This is a genomic window from Legionella donaldsonii (assembly GCF_900452385.1).
Taxonomy (GTDB): domain Bacteria; phylum Pseudomonadota; class Gammaproteobacteria; order Legionellales; family Legionellaceae; genus Tatlockia; species Tatlockia donaldsonii.
On record NZ_UGOA01000001.1, the window covers coordinates 139,559 to 153,804 of the forward strand.

Consider the following 14,246-nt stretch of genomic DNA (forward strand, 5'->3'; position numbering starts at 1 on the left):
AACAGGTAGGGTGGTGAATTTAATGGCTGAAAAAGGTCATGCAAAATTGGTGATTAGTCTTGCGGTGGTTGTTATCGGCATGTTTGCTTTTGGCTTTGCCTTAGTACCCATTTACAATAGTTTATGTAGAGTGCTGGGAGTCAATGGCAAAACGAATACCGAAGCAGTTGCTTATGATGAAAAGCAGGCAAAAATCGTGCATGAAAGAGAGGTTGTTGTGGAGTTCGTGGCGACAAATAATAGCTCTGTGCCTTGGGCCTTTTATCCCAAGGTTCAGAAGTTAAGAGTGCATCCAGGCGAAATTGCTAAACTTGCTTTTTATGCAGAAAATAAGACAAATCATCGCATGACTGTGCAAGCAATCCCTAGTGTCACACCAGGAATTGCAGCTAAATACCTAAAAAAGACGGAATGTTTTTGTTTTACGCAACAAACTTTGAATGGGCATGAAGCGATGGATATGCCTTTATTATTCCATTTGGATACAGATTTACCGGCAAAGGTTAAGACAATTACTCTGTCTTATACGTTGTTTGATGTCACTAATAAAGTGATTAACTAGTTCGATATAGACGCAGAATCTGTGTTTATATATCCCTAGGCGAACGTTATCCCTTACAATGCGCAGCATTTGTGTGGGGCCAGTATCTAAGTCCCAGTTCGTTTAATATAGCGGACTCACGTTAACTAAGCATCGCAGTGCAGTTGCGCTGGCGATATAGATAGAACAGGAGAAAAATATACAATGGGAGCACATGGCACATATTACGTACCTAAACCCAGTCACTGGCCATTAGTGGGCTCAATTGGTTTGACGACAACGCTGGTTGGCGCTGCCTCTTGGTTACATCACGATTGGTATGGTCCTTATATTTTTACTCTTGGTTTAGCCATTTTAGTGTTTATGATGTTTGGCTGGTTTGGGCAAGTAATTTACGAGAATGAAAAGGGCTTATACGATTTACAGGTTGATCGTTCATTTCGTTGGGGCATGAGCTGGTTTATTTTTTCTGAAGTTTGCTTCTTTGGTGCTTTCTTTGGCGCTCTCTTTTTCGCGCGTTTTTGGTCAGTCCCTCTGCTTGGCGGTGATATCCATCCCATTACCCATATCACACTTTGGTCTGATTTTCAGGCGACCTGGCCCTTGCTGACCAACCCGGACAATCAAGCCTTTGTGGGTGCTGACAAGGCGATGGGAGCCTGGGGTTTGGCTGCTATTAACACCCTTATTTTGTTGACATCAGGTGCTACGATAACTTGGGCACATTGGGCTTTGAAACTGAATAAACGTAAACAACTCATCGCAGGGATGATCTGTACTATTGCGCTGGGTATACTTTTCCTGATGCTGCAATCTTATGAGTATCATGAAGCCTATACCGAAATGAATCTAACGCTGGATGCCGGAATTTATGGCACGACTTTCTTTATGCTGACTGGATTTCACGGTTTGCATGTTACTATCGGGACAATCATGCTGATTGTTATTCTGATGCGTTGCATTCGTGGTCATTTTACCCCTGAGCGCCATTTTGCCTTTGAAGCGGCTGCCTGGTATTGGCACTTTGTAGATGTGGTCTGGTTATTTTTGTTTATTTTTGTCTACTGGCTCTAATAAGCTAAATCGATCTTGAAGAGATAAACCTTGATGTCGCAAGCTCCATCAAGGCTACAAGAATAAATAAGTAGCCTTTGATGGAGGCAGCGACGCCAGGGAAAAAGTTCTACGAAGCTAAATCCTGCCTCAAAGCCCCATCAAGAAACAGTTCTCAGGCTAAACTACGTTCGTGCTAGCATCCGTTACAGCTTGGTGTTGATTAGTAAGCCAGGTTGAAATTGAATAAAATTAATTGTTAACGTATAAGTAAAACGGTAGCGGTGAAAGCTGATATGAGTAATGATCGCTTCACCACGAAAAAAGTCGGCGTTAAAAACGACAGGACTTTCTTTATCAAGGTAATCAGTACTAGTCAATTGCATTTCACTTTCCCCGAGCTCAACCAACCAACAAGATGCCTGGGCGTGCCCGCATTTTAACTTGACGGCAACTGGTTGCACAGGTTGGATTTGCATAGTACTTCTCCGCCATATGACTTAATATCGGCAGATAAGATAAAAACTTGAGCACCTAATTTATTAATTGCTTAATAACAGTTTGCAAATTTTGTAGGGTATCGTAATGGATGACTAAGGTTCCTTTACCCGCTTTGCCTGGTTTGATTTTAACCGGAGTTTTCAATCGCTGGGTCAGTGTCTCAATCTGCTCCTGGATTAGAGGAGTAATTTCTCCTTTCACGCCAGTTTCAGGTTTACCATTTTTGACGCGTGCGACTAATTTTTCTGTTTCCCTTACTGACAAATTCTTAGCAACTACTAATTGTGCAACCTGACTTTGTTGCTCATCACTAAGCATAAGTAAGGCACGTGCATGCCCCATATCCAAATCACCATGCTCCAAAAATTGTTTTACTTCCGTGTTCAAACCCAATAAACGCAGGTAGTTACTCACAGCAGTTCGCGATTTGCCTAATAGGTCGGCAACTTGCTGATGGGTTAAATCAAATTCATCGGTAAGGCGATGCATGGCGCGAGCTTGATCCATGGCGTTGAGATCTTCACGCTGCAAATTCTCCACTAAAGCGATAGCCATAGCTGTTTCGTCATCTACCTGGCGCAAGACGACAGGAACTTCAGTAAAACCGATTAATTGGCAGGCACGCCACCGCCGTTCGCCGGCTATGATTTCATAACGTCCATTAGCAATTTCACGAACTACCAATGGTTGTAGCAAGCCTTGTTGCTTGATGGATGCAGCCAATTCAGCCAACGGTGCCTCCTCGATTTCTGCTCGAGGTTGATATTTACCAGGTTGCAAGCTATCTATAGCCAGGTTTAATCGTTCGGTTGTTGCTTTTTCATTAAGCAAATTTACCGCAGAATTACCTAGTAAGGCAGATAAATTACGTCCTAAACCACTGCGTTTTGTTGTCATAATTACCTCGATTAACCGGCCACGGTGGTTTGCTTACTAATGACTTCGGCAGCTAATACCATATAAGCGGCTGCGCCCGGTGATGATTTGTCGTAGTATAACGCTGGCAAACCATGACTGGGTGCTTCAGCAAGGCGTACGTTTCGTGGAACTACCGTTCGGTATACTTTATTTTGAAAATGCTCCAATAGCTGTTTTGAGACGTCAGAGCACAAGCGATTACGTGCATCGTACATGGTACGTAGAACACCTTCAATATGCAGGCGCGGGTTTACCGAGGCCTTAATTTGTTCAATAGTGGACACCAGGGCAGCCAAACCTTCGAGCGCATAATATTCACATTGCATCGGAATTAACACGGAATCGGCGGCTACTAATGCGTTGATAGTGAGTGTATTTAATGCAGGAGGGCAGTCGATTAGGATAAAGTCATAGGCGCTTTGTATGGATTGTAATGCTTTAAATAGGAAGGTTTCACGATGGTTTCTTTCCATCAAACTAACTTCGGCAACAGTCAAATCGCCATTAGCCGGTATTAAATCAAAACCACAGGCTGTGGTTAAACAAGCCTGCTCGGCGAGACAATCACGCAGTAAAACATCATTCGCAGTATGCACCAGCGTGCTTTTATCAACGCCTGAACCCATCGTTGCATTACCTTGGGGATCTAAATCAACGAGTAAAACCTGTTGACGATTCGCAGCGATAGAAGTTGCTAGATTAATTGCTGTCGTGGTTTTGCCCACGCCCCCTTTCTGATTGGCAATGGCTATGACTTTTGCCATGGTTATTCCTTGATTGCATTTTCAATAATGACGCAGCAACGCTTACCATCCAGGCCGGGTACTGTATAGGACTGGACTTGATAGGGTAGGTTGATGCTCGCCAGTTCGGTTTCAGGATAGCGTCCTTTCATGGCAAGCCAGATACCATTTGTCTCAACAAGATGGTTAGTCCATTTCAACATTTGCGCCAGATCGCTGAAGGCCCGACTTGTTACTGTATCAAAACCGCGTGATGGGTGGTAGTTTTCTACACGAGTTTGCACGATTTCAATATTATCTATGTTCAGAGCACGCTTTACTTCTTGCAGGAATCGTATTTTTTTACCATTACTGTCCAGTAAAACCACATGTAAGTCAGGTTGTATAAGTGCTAACGGGATACCTGGTAAACCGGCTCCGGTCCCAACATCCAGCAAACGTTTGCCACGAATCCATGGTGCAATAGCCAAGCTGTCAAGCAGATGACGGGTAACCATGACATCCATATCTCTAATCGCAGTTAAATTATAACTACGATTCCATTTGTGTAGTAATGATAAATAATGCAACAGTGGTTCAGTTTCTGTTGATATGCCCAGTTCTTTCAGACCCTTATTGAGAATTAAAGCCAGCTCAGGTGAGATACTCATGCTGGTTCTCGATGCTTTTTGAGATAAATTAACAACAAGGATAAGGCTGCCGGGGTGACACCTGAAATGCGCCCTGCCTGGGCCATTGTTCTTGGTTTGATACGGCTTAATTTCTGGATGACTTCCGTCGACAAACCAGGAACAGCCGTATAGTCCAGGTTTTCCGGTAGCTGCGTGTTCTCATGCTTGCGTAAACGCTCAATATCTAGGAGTTGCCGTTCGATATAACCTGCGTATTTACTTTGAATTTCTACTTGTTCAGCAATATCAGCAGCTAACTCTGGTAAACCCAAATGAGTAACAGCCTGCAAATCCCTATAGTTGATTTCCGGTCGTTTAAGGAGATCTGCCGCACGGCAATCCTGTTGCAGCGGGTTTGCAATCATCGCAGCGAAATCTTCATTGTGTGCAACCCGGATCCAGGTGTCTTTCAGTTGGGCTTGTGCCTGCTCTATCGCTTCCCGTTTCTTACAAAAGGCTTGCCAGCGTTCATCGCCCACTAATCCTAATTCACGGCCCTTTTCTGTGAGGCGAAGGTCGGCATTATCCTCACGTAAAAGCAGGCGATATTCTGCCCTTGAGGTAAACATCCGGTAGGGTTCCTGGGTCCCGCAGGTAATCAAATCATCAATGAGAACACCGATGTAGGCTTCATCGCGGCGAGGGCACCATAAGGGTTTTTCCTGCGTTTGTAAGGCTGCGTTCATGCCGGCAATCAAACCTTGCGCTGCAGCCTCTTCATAGCCAGTAGTACCATTGATTTGACCAGCAAAAAACAGATTGGAGAGCGGTTTGGTCTGGAGGTAAGGTGTTAAGCCGCGTGGATCAAAATAATCGTATTCAATGGCATAACCAGGGCGAGTAATATGAGCATTTTCAAAGCCCTTGATAGTTCGAACAAATTGAACTTGTACTTCGAAAGGTAAACTGGTTGATATACCATTGGGGTATATTTCGTCTGTAGTTAATCCTTCGGGTTCAACAAAAATCTGGTGGGATGTTTTATCGGCAAAGCGAACTACTTTGTCTTCAATTGAAGGACAATAGCGAGGGCCAATACCCTCAATAACACCAGCATACATAGGGGATTGATGCAGATTGGCTTGAATAATTTCATGCGTAGCGGCAGTTGTATGTGTTATGTAGCAGGGCAGTTGCTGTGGATGTAGTGCCGTAGTCCCCAGATAGGAAAATACGGGTACAGGCATATCGCCAGGTTGAACCGACATTTGTGCATAATCAAGCGAGCGCCCATCGATACGGGGAGGCGTTCCGGTTTTCAAGCGGCCGACAGGCAATTCTAATTCACGTAAGCGTTTTGCTAAGGCAATAGCAGGGGGATCACCAGCGCGCCCACCAGCATATTGACTCATTCCTACATGAATTTTTCCGCCCAAAAAAGTACCCACAGTTAAAACGACAGCATGGGCTCGCAAAACTAAACCCATCTGGGTGACGACGCCTTTGACTTGTTCCCCTTCAACCAGCAAATCATCAACGGCCTGTTGAAACAACGTTAAATTAACTTGATTTTGTAATTGTTGTCGAATTGCTTGCCGATAAAGTACACGATCTGCTTGTGCTCGAGTGGCTCGCACGGCGGGTCCTTTAGACGCATTGAGGATACGGAACTGGATACCAGCTTTATCGGCAGCTAAAGCCATGGCACCATCAAGTGCATCAATTTCTTTGACCAGATGGCCTTTACCAATACCGCCGATAGCAGGATTGCAAGACATTTGCCCAAGCATATCCATGTTATGAGTAAGTAGCAGTGTTTGAGCACCTAGACGGGCTGCTGCAAGTGCTGCTTCAGTACCGGCATGGCCACCGCCGACAACAATAACGTCGTAATGTTTTTCAAGATTCATTTAAGGAAACTATTGCGCAACAAATCAGCAATTATACATTTTTTTATTAGCATACCCAACCTCTAAGTAGCATGAATAAAAAAGTTGATTCTTGAAGCCTCCTTGCAAGGAACAAATTATTACTGTCTATGCTTGTTTGTTAACCTATCAAACGGTAAATGCCCGGGGTCTCTGGTGCTGAGTTATTCTCTGCCATACTTTCCTTATGAGAATTATCTATTTGGTAAAATAGATAAGCGGCAGTCATTAAAAGAGCTACTGGCCAAGAAACCGCTGCTGCAGTGATAAAGAATGCAGGTCCGGTTGTATTGTAGAATAACCCTTTCCAAAAATTGGAATAGGCATCACTGCTTTCCTTCTTTAATTGGATAAGTAATTCCTGATGTATTGTATCATCGACCAGTTTACCATTGACCAATTCGCGCTGAATGGCTATCGTTGAATTTTTATAGGTCTTGTAGTCATCTGCGGACACATACATGGCAGTTCCCAGCATGCTTAAAGCAGCTAGATAAGCCAGAGAAAGCCCTCCGGTAAAAATCAAAGTTGCCCCAAAGCCAGCGACGACAGCGCTTGCTGCGATGACGTTAAAAGCATAATAAGACGTTTGAGCTGCCCATTCGTCATTTAAGATATCAATCTGCCGGTTAATAACGGCTAATTGTTGTTCTGATTTAGGCAACCCAGTAGTTTGTTGCTCCTCTAATTCTGCAATACGATGATTATATTTAGCTTTTTCAAACAGCCAGCTTGCGAGGATGAGTGCTACATCGAAAACTAAAAAGGCTACGGTTATTTTATCCGCTGCGGCCACCGAAATATGAAAAAGCTTATTGTAATTGGTTAGCAAATTGACCGTGCCCCAAACGCTATCATTGAGCATGGAAAAGCCACTTTTTTCCAGTTCTTGTTTTAAAACTTTTTTGCCTGATAAATCATTTCCTGACTCGGCATCCATAACCCGTTTTGTTACTGTGACCAGGTTAATTATAAAGCGCAATGCATAGATACTTACACTCAACACGTATAAGACTTGCTGTGGCTTATCGAGCGCTTTAACAAAGTCATCCATACTGTAATGGTGTCCAAATGTTGCGTTTACTCTTTTTAAGTAATCAGGGATACCACTTTTTTGCAAAAGAACAATGGCGTTGTTGATCATGCCATGACAGTAAATCCAATAAATACGATTGTTATTTAAGTTAGAGATGTTATCACGAAATTTGGCTGAATCAGTTAGGCTCGCTTTATAATCAGAAACAGTATCAGATACTTTATTTCTTAAAAAAGAAGAAAGCGGAACTGCTTTTTTACCCTCTTTAGACTTGGAAGAGGCACTTGGGGTTTTAAAACTAACTATCTCTGCTTTCTTCTTCTGCAGATCATTAAGCGTAGCTTCATCATAGTTGCATTGGTAATAGAGGATCATTAAATCACAAAGCGCTTCCATACAGCATACTATGTCGTTGTCTCGGTCTTTTTCCCAGCGCTTTTTATTAGAAAGGAATAACTGATATAAAGATGAAAATTCTGCATCCAGCTGATTTAGGTTAAAATCAGCAGCCTTAAAGTCAAAGGCTTCTGATACTTTAGGCTTTTTATTAAAAAAGCTGTCTTTAAGCTGATTTAGATGGGATGGAGGCATAAATAATTTCCTGGTTTTAAAGCAATAATTTAAAAATTTACTTAGAGATTGCTCATTTGCTGCAATCAGCAATGGCGGGAAAAAGCTCGTTATGAAGAGCGCGCACGCATACTACGTGTGGTTATTCTTTTTATAAGTGAGGGAGTGTGCAGTAAATTATTTAAAATAACATGTCCGCGGTCCTTAAGCGAAAGCAAGGCTATTTTTACAAAAGGAACGCTTGTAGGCATAATATCACCTCAACAATAAAAAGTTAGTGCACAAGAAATACCACTGAAATAGTGCAACATGTTCTTTTTTTATAACATAATCTCTGTTTATTGAACAAGCATTTAAGGAACAAATTTACACAATTGATAAATTAATTATGAAATCAGCTGCGATTTTGTTAAAAAAAAGAAATCAGAGCTGCAATTGTAGCCAAGATGATTATAATTGTCACTAAAAAATAAGGGTGGTTGGTAGACAAATAACCACAATGTAAAATTATTCCTTTCATAAAATGAGTGAAAAATGAAAAAAGCAGTTGTTCTATTATCAGGAGGCCTTGACTCTACGACCTGTTTGGCGATGGCGAAAGCGCAAGGATTTGCGTGTTATGCACTTAGCTTTGCCTATGGCCAAAGGCATTCCGTGGAATTATCGGCAGCACGCCGCGTTGCTGCTCATTTCTCAGTAGTAGAACACCGTGTCGTGACACTCGATCTTGGTCAATTCGGTGGTTCGGCTTTGACCGATGAAACACGGTCGGTACCAGATTATAAAGGAGATGGACTAATTCCAGTGACTTATGTCCCTGCACGCAATACGGTATTTTTATCTATTGCACTGAGTTTTGCGGAAGTCATTGGTGCGCGTGACATTTTTATTGGGGTCAGTGCAGTTGATTATTCTGGCTATCCAGATTGCCGTCCGGAGTATATTGCTGCTTTTGAACACATGGCTAATTTGGCAACCAAGGCTGGCGTGGAAGGCGAAGGGGTAAAATTACATACGCCTTTACAACATTTGAGTAAAGCAGAAACCATTTTAGCGGGCAAGCATTTAGGCGTAGATTATGCATTGACCGTATCTTGTTATCAAGCAACAGAGAGTGGCCATGCTTGTGGGCGCTGTGATAGCTGTACCTACCGCCGCCAAGGCTTTGAGGCCGCTGGAGTGGCTGATCCAACATTGTATCTTTAAAGTATTCCCCAGCGGGTTCGATATTAAACATAATTTTATTTTCTAGTATTGAACCAGGACATGGATTCCGTATAAAGGTTGAGCATTCTACGAAATAGGTTCGTTTTAGAGCCATTTGCTTTGCGTTATGACAACGGTTGTACATTTCCAGTTCGTTTTTAGTTGGCCGCCTGCTATGATTCGCCTCGGTTACTAAAACAAGGAGAAAGACATGACTGTTTTGGAGTTTTCAAGGATGCATTGGGCTGCAGCATCAGCTCTTTTTATTGCAACATCGCTTGCAGTTGCGACGGGAACAATAATTTTTCTTCATCCCGGAATTATACTGGCAGTAGCGGGATTCACCCTATCAGATGCTATGCCCTTAGCTTTTATTGGGTTAATGCCCCTTCCTGCCGCCATTACTACTTTGTCTGCTCTTGTTTTTAGCATCAATCTGATTCTTAGTACATTCTTTAATATAGTGGTTGCAATATACAACGCCATGGATCATTTTTTTCGTCCGGACGATATTAATTTAGGAGACGGTTATCGTACCGAAAAGAATAGAGATTTACGGAAATTACTCAGTGAACATTGGGCGATGACTTTCGCTCTTCTTATTGCAACAGCCTTTGCCATAGCCATTGCTACGGTAGCCTTTCTTTATCCACCATTCATTCTGGCAATTGCCGGGTTTACTTTATTTGATACCACGCCTTTAGCATTTATAGGACCTATGCCTCTCCCGGCTGCTGTTCTTACGATAACCGCCCTTGTGTTCAGTATTAATGTGGTTGCCAGTATTCTCTTTAATACGGTCGTGACTATTTATAATGGTTTGGATCATTTGTTGCAGCCGGAACTGTCGGAGCATTTAATAACTACTAGCCATCGTAATATGCAGGAGAGTGGTTTGGAAAAAAGACAATCAGACGGTAATAAGATGGCTCCTGCTAATGGGGGTGAAAAGTATGGTGACGATACGCATTATTTTTCGCCCATTGATTCGCCGAGCCGAGGCATAAAGGTTGATGGCCATCTTTCTCCTTCTACAGATATAGGCTCACCCCGCAAAAATAACTGTTTTTAATCAGGGGAGGCAAGAACGGTTCCAGTAACAGTTTTTCATTATTAGGTTGCTAGCGATTATTCTTGCCAACGTTTTACTAAGCCGCTATCAATATCGAACAAATCTAAAATTCTCCCGACGCTATGATTAATCAAATCATCAATCGTTTGTGGCTGAGTATAAAAGGCGGGGACAGGCGGGCAAATAATTCCTCCCATTTGTGTAATGGTGACCATGTTTTGCAGATGTCCCAGATGCAAGGGCGTTTCTCTCGGCATTAAAACCAAACGGCGGCGCTCTTTAAGAACGACATCGGCTGCGCGGGTCAGCAAAGTCCCTGTAATACCATGAGCAATTTCGCCGAGCGTTTTCATGGAGCAGGGGGCGATAATCATGCCTTTTGTTTTATAGGAGCCGCTCGCGATAGACGCACTGATATCATTAACAGGATGATAACTATCAGCCAAATTCTTAAGTTCTTCCATTGTTAAATTGGTTTCGCAAGCACGGGTGAGTTGAGCGGCTTTACTTACTATCAGATGCGTTTCAATAGGAAAATTTTTTAAGACTTGCAGTAAGCGAATACCGTAAATAATACCGGATGAGCCGCTAATACCAATAATAAGACGTGGATTATTCATGAGGCTTATTATCCTTTTTCATCGTGCAACTATAATATTAGCCTTTATTGTAACGTATAAATCGAGCATTCCATCGGCGTATGCGTTATAATTTGCCATTTTTATTGTTGCGAGTAATCACTTTATGACAACAGTCCGCAAAATGCTGGTGACCAGCGCACTCCCCTATGCGAATGGACACTTACACTTGGGGCATTTGGTCGAACATATCCAGACTGACATTTGGGTGCGTACTCATAAAATGCTAGGCCATGAATGTATCAGTGTTTGTGGTGATGATGCCCATGGCACGCCAATTATGCTGAAAGCAGAACAATTGGGGATAACTCCGGAAGAACTGACTACTCAAATGAGGCAGAGTCATGAGCAGGACTTTAAAGCATTTGCTATTGCTTATGATTGTTACCATACAACTCATTCCGAGGAAAACCGGTTATTGGCTGCTCAAATTTATGAACGGTTACAAGCGGCTGGCGCTATTGTTAAAAAAACCATTCGCCAAGCCTATGACCCAGTGAAGGCAATGTTCTTGCCCGATCGCTATGTGAAAGGAACATGTCCTAAATGTGGTGCTGCCGATCAATACGGTGATAATTGCGAATCTTGCGGTGCAACTTATGCACCAACCGAACTCATTAATCCTGTTTCCGCTATTTCCGGCGCAAAGCCTGTTGAAAAAGAGTCTGAGCATTATTTCTTTGATTTGCCGCGTTATGAACAATTATTAAAGGAATGGACGCGTAATGGCCATTTGCAAACAGAAGTAGCCAACAAATTGGACGAATGGTTTGCTGCTGGCTTAAAACAGTGGGACATTTCCCGTGATGCGCCTTATTTTGGTTTTCAAATTCCGAATGTTAGTGATAAATATTTCTATGTTTGGTTAGATGCGCCGATTGGTTACATGGCTAGCTTTAAGAAATACAGTGATGAAAATAATTTGTCCTTTGCCGAGTTTTGGGATAAAAACGCTACAACGGAGTTGTACCATTTCGTTGGTAAGGACATTGTTTATTTCCATGCGTTGTTCTGGCCGGCTTTATTGGCAGCCAGTGGACATCGATTACCCACAGCCATTTTTACACATGGTTTTCTAACCGTGAATGGCCAGAAAATGTCAAAATCACGCGGTACTTTTGTTGAAGCTCGTACTTATCTCGCTCATTTGCATCCAGAGTACTTACGTTATTATTTTGCTGCAAAACTAAGTAGTCGTGTTGATGATCTGGATTTGAATTTTGATGATTTTATTAACCGGGTGAACGCAGATTTAGTAGGTAAAGTGGTTAATATTGCTAGTCGCTGCGCGGGTTTTATTAATAAGCGTTTTGATAATCAATTGGCAACAGAATTAGCAGAGCCTGCTCTTTACCAGCAGCTGTTGGCTCAAAAGACAGAGATTATCGATGCCTTTGTCAAGCGGGATTATGCGCGTGCTATCAGACAAATCATGGAATGTGCTGATCGAGTTAATCAGTATATCGATACGAACAAGCCCTGGGTACTTGCCAAGGACAATGAGCGCGTGGCTGATGTCCAGGCAATTTGTACTATGGGTTTGAATCTGTTTCGTTTGTTAATGACTTATTTAAAGCCGGTATTACCGATGATGGCTGAAGCTTGCGAACAATTTCTAAATTGCGAAGCGTTGGGCTGGGACAATATCGATAAACCGCTGCTTGGCCACACGATTAATACGTTTAAACCTCTCATGGTGAGAGTAGAAAAAGAGAAAATTGATGCCATGCTATTACAAACCAAGGAGTCTCTGGTGAATACAACGGATGTTCAAAAAAACCAGGCTAAGGCTGTAGAGAATACAATCAGTATTGAGGATTTTACCAAAGTTGATTTACGGGTCGCTCGAATTATGTCTGCTGAAGCTGTGGAAGGAGCGGATAAGTTATTACGCCTGCAACTGGATTTGGGTGATGGGCAGCGACAAGTATTTGCCGGAATTAAAAGCGCTTACGCACCTGATGATCTCATCGGTCGTTTGACTGTGGTAGTAGCAAATTTGGCACCACGAACCATGCGTTTTGGGATATCTGAAGGCATGGTCTTGGCCGCGGGTGATGGGAAAGATATTTTTCTTTTACAGCCAGATGCAGGAGCGCAACCTGGTATGAAGATAAAATAATGGTTTCTGTTAAGGCAATTGATGAGTTATTACCGCAAACACAATGCGGTGAGTGCGGCTATCCAGGCTGTTTACCTTATGCTGAAGCCTTGGCGCAAGGTACTGCACCTATTGATCGTTGTCCACCCGGTGGGGTGACGACAATGCGAGCTCTTGGTGAGTTGTTAGGCGTTGATACAGAATCCTACTTAGCGGCAGTCGAAGCAAATACGCGTCCGCCTTCTCTAGCTGTTATTCGTGAAACGGAGTGCATCGGTTGTACCAAATGTATTCAAGCTTGTCCTGTTGATGCGATTATTGGTAGTGCCAAGGTGATGCATGCTGTTATTGCTCATGAATGTACAGGCTGCGGGCTTTGTGTGGCGCCTTGTCCCGTAGATTGTATTGAACTGGTGGATTTGCCAGAACCTGGCTACGATAAAACAGTAGCTCGCCAACGGTTTCATGCCAAGCAGGCGCGTTTGTTAAGGGAAGAACAGGAGAAACAGCAAATTTATCGTGAAAAGCGCCAATTGGCCGTTAAAACCAGCGATGTCAGGCAGGATGTACAAGCCAAACAGGACTATATCAGGCAAGCACTGATGAGAGTGCAGGCAAAGAAGAAATGAACAAAGCAAAACGTCGTGCTATTTTTGAACGTTTTCGCGCTCAAAATCCCCATCCTACGACAGAGTTGCATTATAGTTCGCCGTTTGAATTGCTCATTGCTGTCATGCTTTCCGCGCAGGCGACTGATGTGAGTGTTAATAAGGCAACGGCTAAACTTTTTCCTGTTGCCAATACGCCCCAAGCGATATTGGCTCTCGGTGAAGAGCAACTAAAAACGTATATAAAAACAATTGGCTTGTTTAATAGTAAAGCACAAAATGTGGTAAAGACTTGCCAATGCCTTATTGAAAAGCATGATGGTCAAGTACCAAGCAGTCGTGAAGCCTTGGAAGCGTTGCCGGGTGTAGGGCGTAAAACAGCCAATGTGGTGCTCAATACAGCGTTTGGTCAGCCAACGATGGCAGTAGACACTCATATTTTTCGGGTTGCCAATCGAACTGGAATAGCCCCGGGAAAAACACCACTGGCTGTTGAATTGGCTTTACTTAAGCAGGTGGACAAAGAATTCATCCAGGATGCTCACCACTGGCTTATTTTACATGGCCGCTATGTCTGTGTTGCTCGTAAACCGCGTTGCCCCGATTGCCTTATTCGCGATCTTTGTGAATTTGACCATAAAACTAAATAATCAGATTAGGCAGTTTCTAATCTACTCTGGTAATTTTTTAAGGTTGCTCCTAGAATAAAATTTTGACCAT

General features: G+C 42.9%; 14 protein-coding genes. 7 read left to right on the forward strand and 7 right to left on the reverse strand.

Features of this window, described 5'->3' with window-relative positions; translation table 11 throughout:
* The first annotated feature begins 22 nt into the window (after positions 1-22).
* Positions 23-562 carry a cytochrome c oxidase assembly protein gene (locus tag DYC89_RS00660; protein WP_115220053.1) on the forward strand — a complete coding sequence of 180 codons (540 nt, stop codon included), beginning with the start codon at positions 23-25 and terminating at the stop codon, positions 560-562.
* A 183-nt stretch (positions 563-745) separates the two neighbouring features.
* Complete coding sequence (locus DYC89_RS00665; RefSeq protein WP_115220054.1) at positions 746-1,615, forward strand: cytochrome c oxidase subunit 3; 870 nt, start codon at positions 746-748, stop codon at positions 1,613-1,615.
* Positions 1,616-1,800: 185 nt separating this feature from the next.
* Here the strand turns inward: DYC89_RS00665 and DYC89_RS00670 are convergent, their stop codons facing one another.
* The 6 genes from DYC89_RS00670 to DYC89_RS00695 all read right to left on the reverse strand — a co-directional run bounded on the left by DYC89_RS00670 (position 1,801) and on the right by DYC89_RS00695 (position 7,922).
* Positions 1,801-2,073, reverse strand: a complete 273-nt coding sequence (locus tag DYC89_RS00670) for a hypothetical protein (RefSeq protein WP_115220055.1) — start codon at positions 2,071-2,073, stop codon at positions 1,801-1,803.
* Positions 2,074-2,128: 55 nt separating this feature from the next.
* Positions 2,129-2,992, reverse strand: coding sequence for a ParB/RepB/Spo0J family partition protein (locus DYC89_RS00675; protein ID WP_115220056.1), 864 nt, complete (start codon positions 2,990-2,992; stop codon positions 2,129-2,131).
* An 11-nt stretch (positions 2,993-3,003) separates the two neighbouring features.
* Complete coding sequence (locus tag DYC89_RS00680) at positions 3,004-3,777, reverse strand: ParA family protein (protein ID WP_115220057.1); 774 nt, start codon at positions 3,775-3,777, stop codon at positions 3,004-3,006.
* Between the two features lie 2 nt (positions 3,778-3,779).
* Entirely contained in the window at positions 3,780-4,406 is a 627-nt protein-coding gene (rsmG, locus tag DYC89_RS00685) for a 16S rRNA (guanine(527)-N(7))-methyltransferase RsmG (RefSeq protein WP_115220058.1), read from the reverse strand.
* Positions 4,403-6,277: a tRNA uridine-5-carboxymethylaminomethyl(34) synthesis enzyme MnmG gene (gene mnmG, locus DYC89_RS00690; protein WP_115220059.1), complete on the reverse strand. Its 1,875-nt coding sequence runs from the start codon at positions 6,275-6,277 to the stop codon at positions 4,403-4,405. Before mnmG ends, rsmG begins: the two co-directional genes overlap by 4 nt.
* A 139-nt stretch (positions 6,278-6,416) precedes the next feature.
* On the reverse strand, positions 6,417-7,922 hold the full coding sequence (locus DYC89_RS00695) for a hypothetical protein (protein ID WP_115220060.1): 1,506 nt from the start codon (positions 7,920-7,922) through the stop codon (positions 6,417-6,419).
* 513 nt (positions 7,923-8,435) lie between these two features.
* Between DYC89_RS00695 and queC the strand changes: the two genes are divergently transcribed.
* Entirely contained in the window at positions 8,436-9,107 is a 672-nt protein-coding gene (gene queC, locus DYC89_RS00700; protein ID WP_115220061.1) for a 7-cyano-7-deazaguanine synthase QueC, read from the forward strand.
* A 211-nt stretch (positions 9,108-9,318) separates the two neighbouring features.
* Positions 9,319-10,179: a hypothetical protein gene (locus DYC89_RS00705; protein ID WP_115220062.1), complete on the forward strand. Its 861-nt coding sequence runs from the start codon at positions 9,319-9,321 to the stop codon at positions 10,177-10,179.
* A 56-nt stretch (positions 10,180-10,235) separates the two neighbouring features.
* Here DYC89_RS00705 and DYC89_RS00710 read toward each other — a convergent pair whose 3' ends face one another.
* On the reverse strand, positions 10,236-10,799 hold the full coding sequence (locus tag DYC89_RS00710; protein WP_115220063.1) for a UbiX family flavin prenyltransferase: 564 nt from the start codon (positions 10,797-10,799) through the stop codon (positions 10,236-10,238).
* A gap of 124 nt (positions 10,800-10,923) precedes the next feature.
* Here DYC89_RS00710 and metG point away from each other — a divergent pair, with 124 nt between their 5' ends.
* The 3 genes from metG to nth are packed head-to-tail and all read left to right on the forward strand — an operon-like array spanning position 10,924 to position 14,176.
* Positions 10,924-12,939: a methionine--tRNA ligase gene (gene metG, locus DYC89_RS00715; protein ID WP_115220064.1), complete on the forward strand. Its 2,016-nt coding sequence runs from the start codon at positions 10,924-10,926 to the stop codon at positions 12,937-12,939.
* A complete protein-coding gene (locus tag DYC89_RS00720) occupies positions 12,939-13,547 on the forward strand; it encodes an RnfABCDGE type electron transport complex subunit B (RefSeq protein ID WP_115220065.1) in 609 nt (202 codons plus the stop codon). The genes metG and DYC89_RS00720 overlap by 1 nt, the downstream gene beginning before the upstream one ends.
* Entirely contained in the window at positions 13,544-14,176 is a 633-nt protein-coding gene (gene nth / locus DYC89_RS00725; protein ID WP_115220066.1) for an endonuclease III, read from the forward strand. The genes DYC89_RS00720 and nth overlap by 4 nt, the downstream gene beginning before the upstream one ends.
* Positions 14,177-14,246 lie beyond the last annotated feature (70 nt).

What these genes read in the sequence shown, in the direction of transcription:
- DYC89_RS00660 (WP_115220053.1), top strand. Translation starts at nt 23, where the DNA reads ATGGCTGAAAAAGGTCATGCAAAATTGGTGATTAGTCTTGCGGTGGTT.
- DYC89_RS00665 (WP_115220054.1), top strand. Translation starts at nt 746, where the DNA reads ATGGGAGCACATGGCACATATTACGTACCTAAACCCAGTCACTGGCCA.
- DYC89_RS00670 (WP_115220055.1), bottom strand. Translation starts at nt 2,073, where the DNA reads ATGCAAATCCAACCTGTGCAACCAGTTGCCGTCAAGTTAAAATGCGGG.
- DYC89_RS00675 (WP_115220056.1), bottom strand. Translation starts at nt 2,992, where the DNA reads ATGACAACAAAACGCAGTGGTTTAGGACGTAATTTATCTGCCTTACTA.
- DYC89_RS00680 (WP_115220057.1), bottom strand. Translation starts at nt 3,777, where the DNA reads ATGGCAAAAGTCATAGCCATTGCCAATCAGAAAGGGGGCGTGGGCAAA.
- rsmG (WP_115220058.1), bottom strand. Translation starts at nt 4,406, where the DNA reads ATGAGTATCTCACCTGAGCTGGCTTTAATTCTCAATAAGGGTCTGAAA.
- mnmG (WP_115220059.1), bottom strand. Translation starts at nt 6,277, where the DNA reads ATGAATCTTGAAAAACATTACGACGTTATTGTTGTCGGCGGTGGCCAT.
- DYC89_RS00695 (WP_115220060.1), bottom strand. Translation starts at nt 7,922, where the DNA reads ATGCCTCCATCCCATCTAAATCAGCTTAAAGACAGCTTTTTTAATAAA.
- queC (WP_115220061.1), top strand. Translation starts at nt 8,436, where the DNA reads ATGAAAAAAGCAGTTGTTCTATTATCAGGAGGCCTTGACTCTACGACC.
- DYC89_RS00705 (WP_115220062.1), top strand. Translation starts at nt 9,319, where the DNA reads ATGACTGTTTTGGAGTTTTCAAGGATGCATTGGGCTGCAGCATCAGCT.
- DYC89_RS00710 (WP_115220063.1), bottom strand. Translation starts at nt 10,799, where the DNA reads ATGAATAATCCACGTCTTATTATTGGTATTAGCGGCTCATCCGGTATT.
- metG (WP_115220064.1), top strand. Translation starts at nt 10,924, where the DNA reads ATGACAACAGTCCGCAAAATGCTGGTGACCAGCGCACTCCCCTATGCG.
- DYC89_RS00720 (WP_115220065.1), top strand. Translation starts at nt 12,939, where the DNA reads ATGGTTTCTGTTAAGGCAATTGATGAGTTATTACCGCAAACACAATGC.
- nth (WP_115220066.1), top strand. Translation starts at nt 13,544, where the DNA reads ATGAACAAAGCAAAACGTCGTGCTATTTTTGAACGTTTTCGCGCTCAA.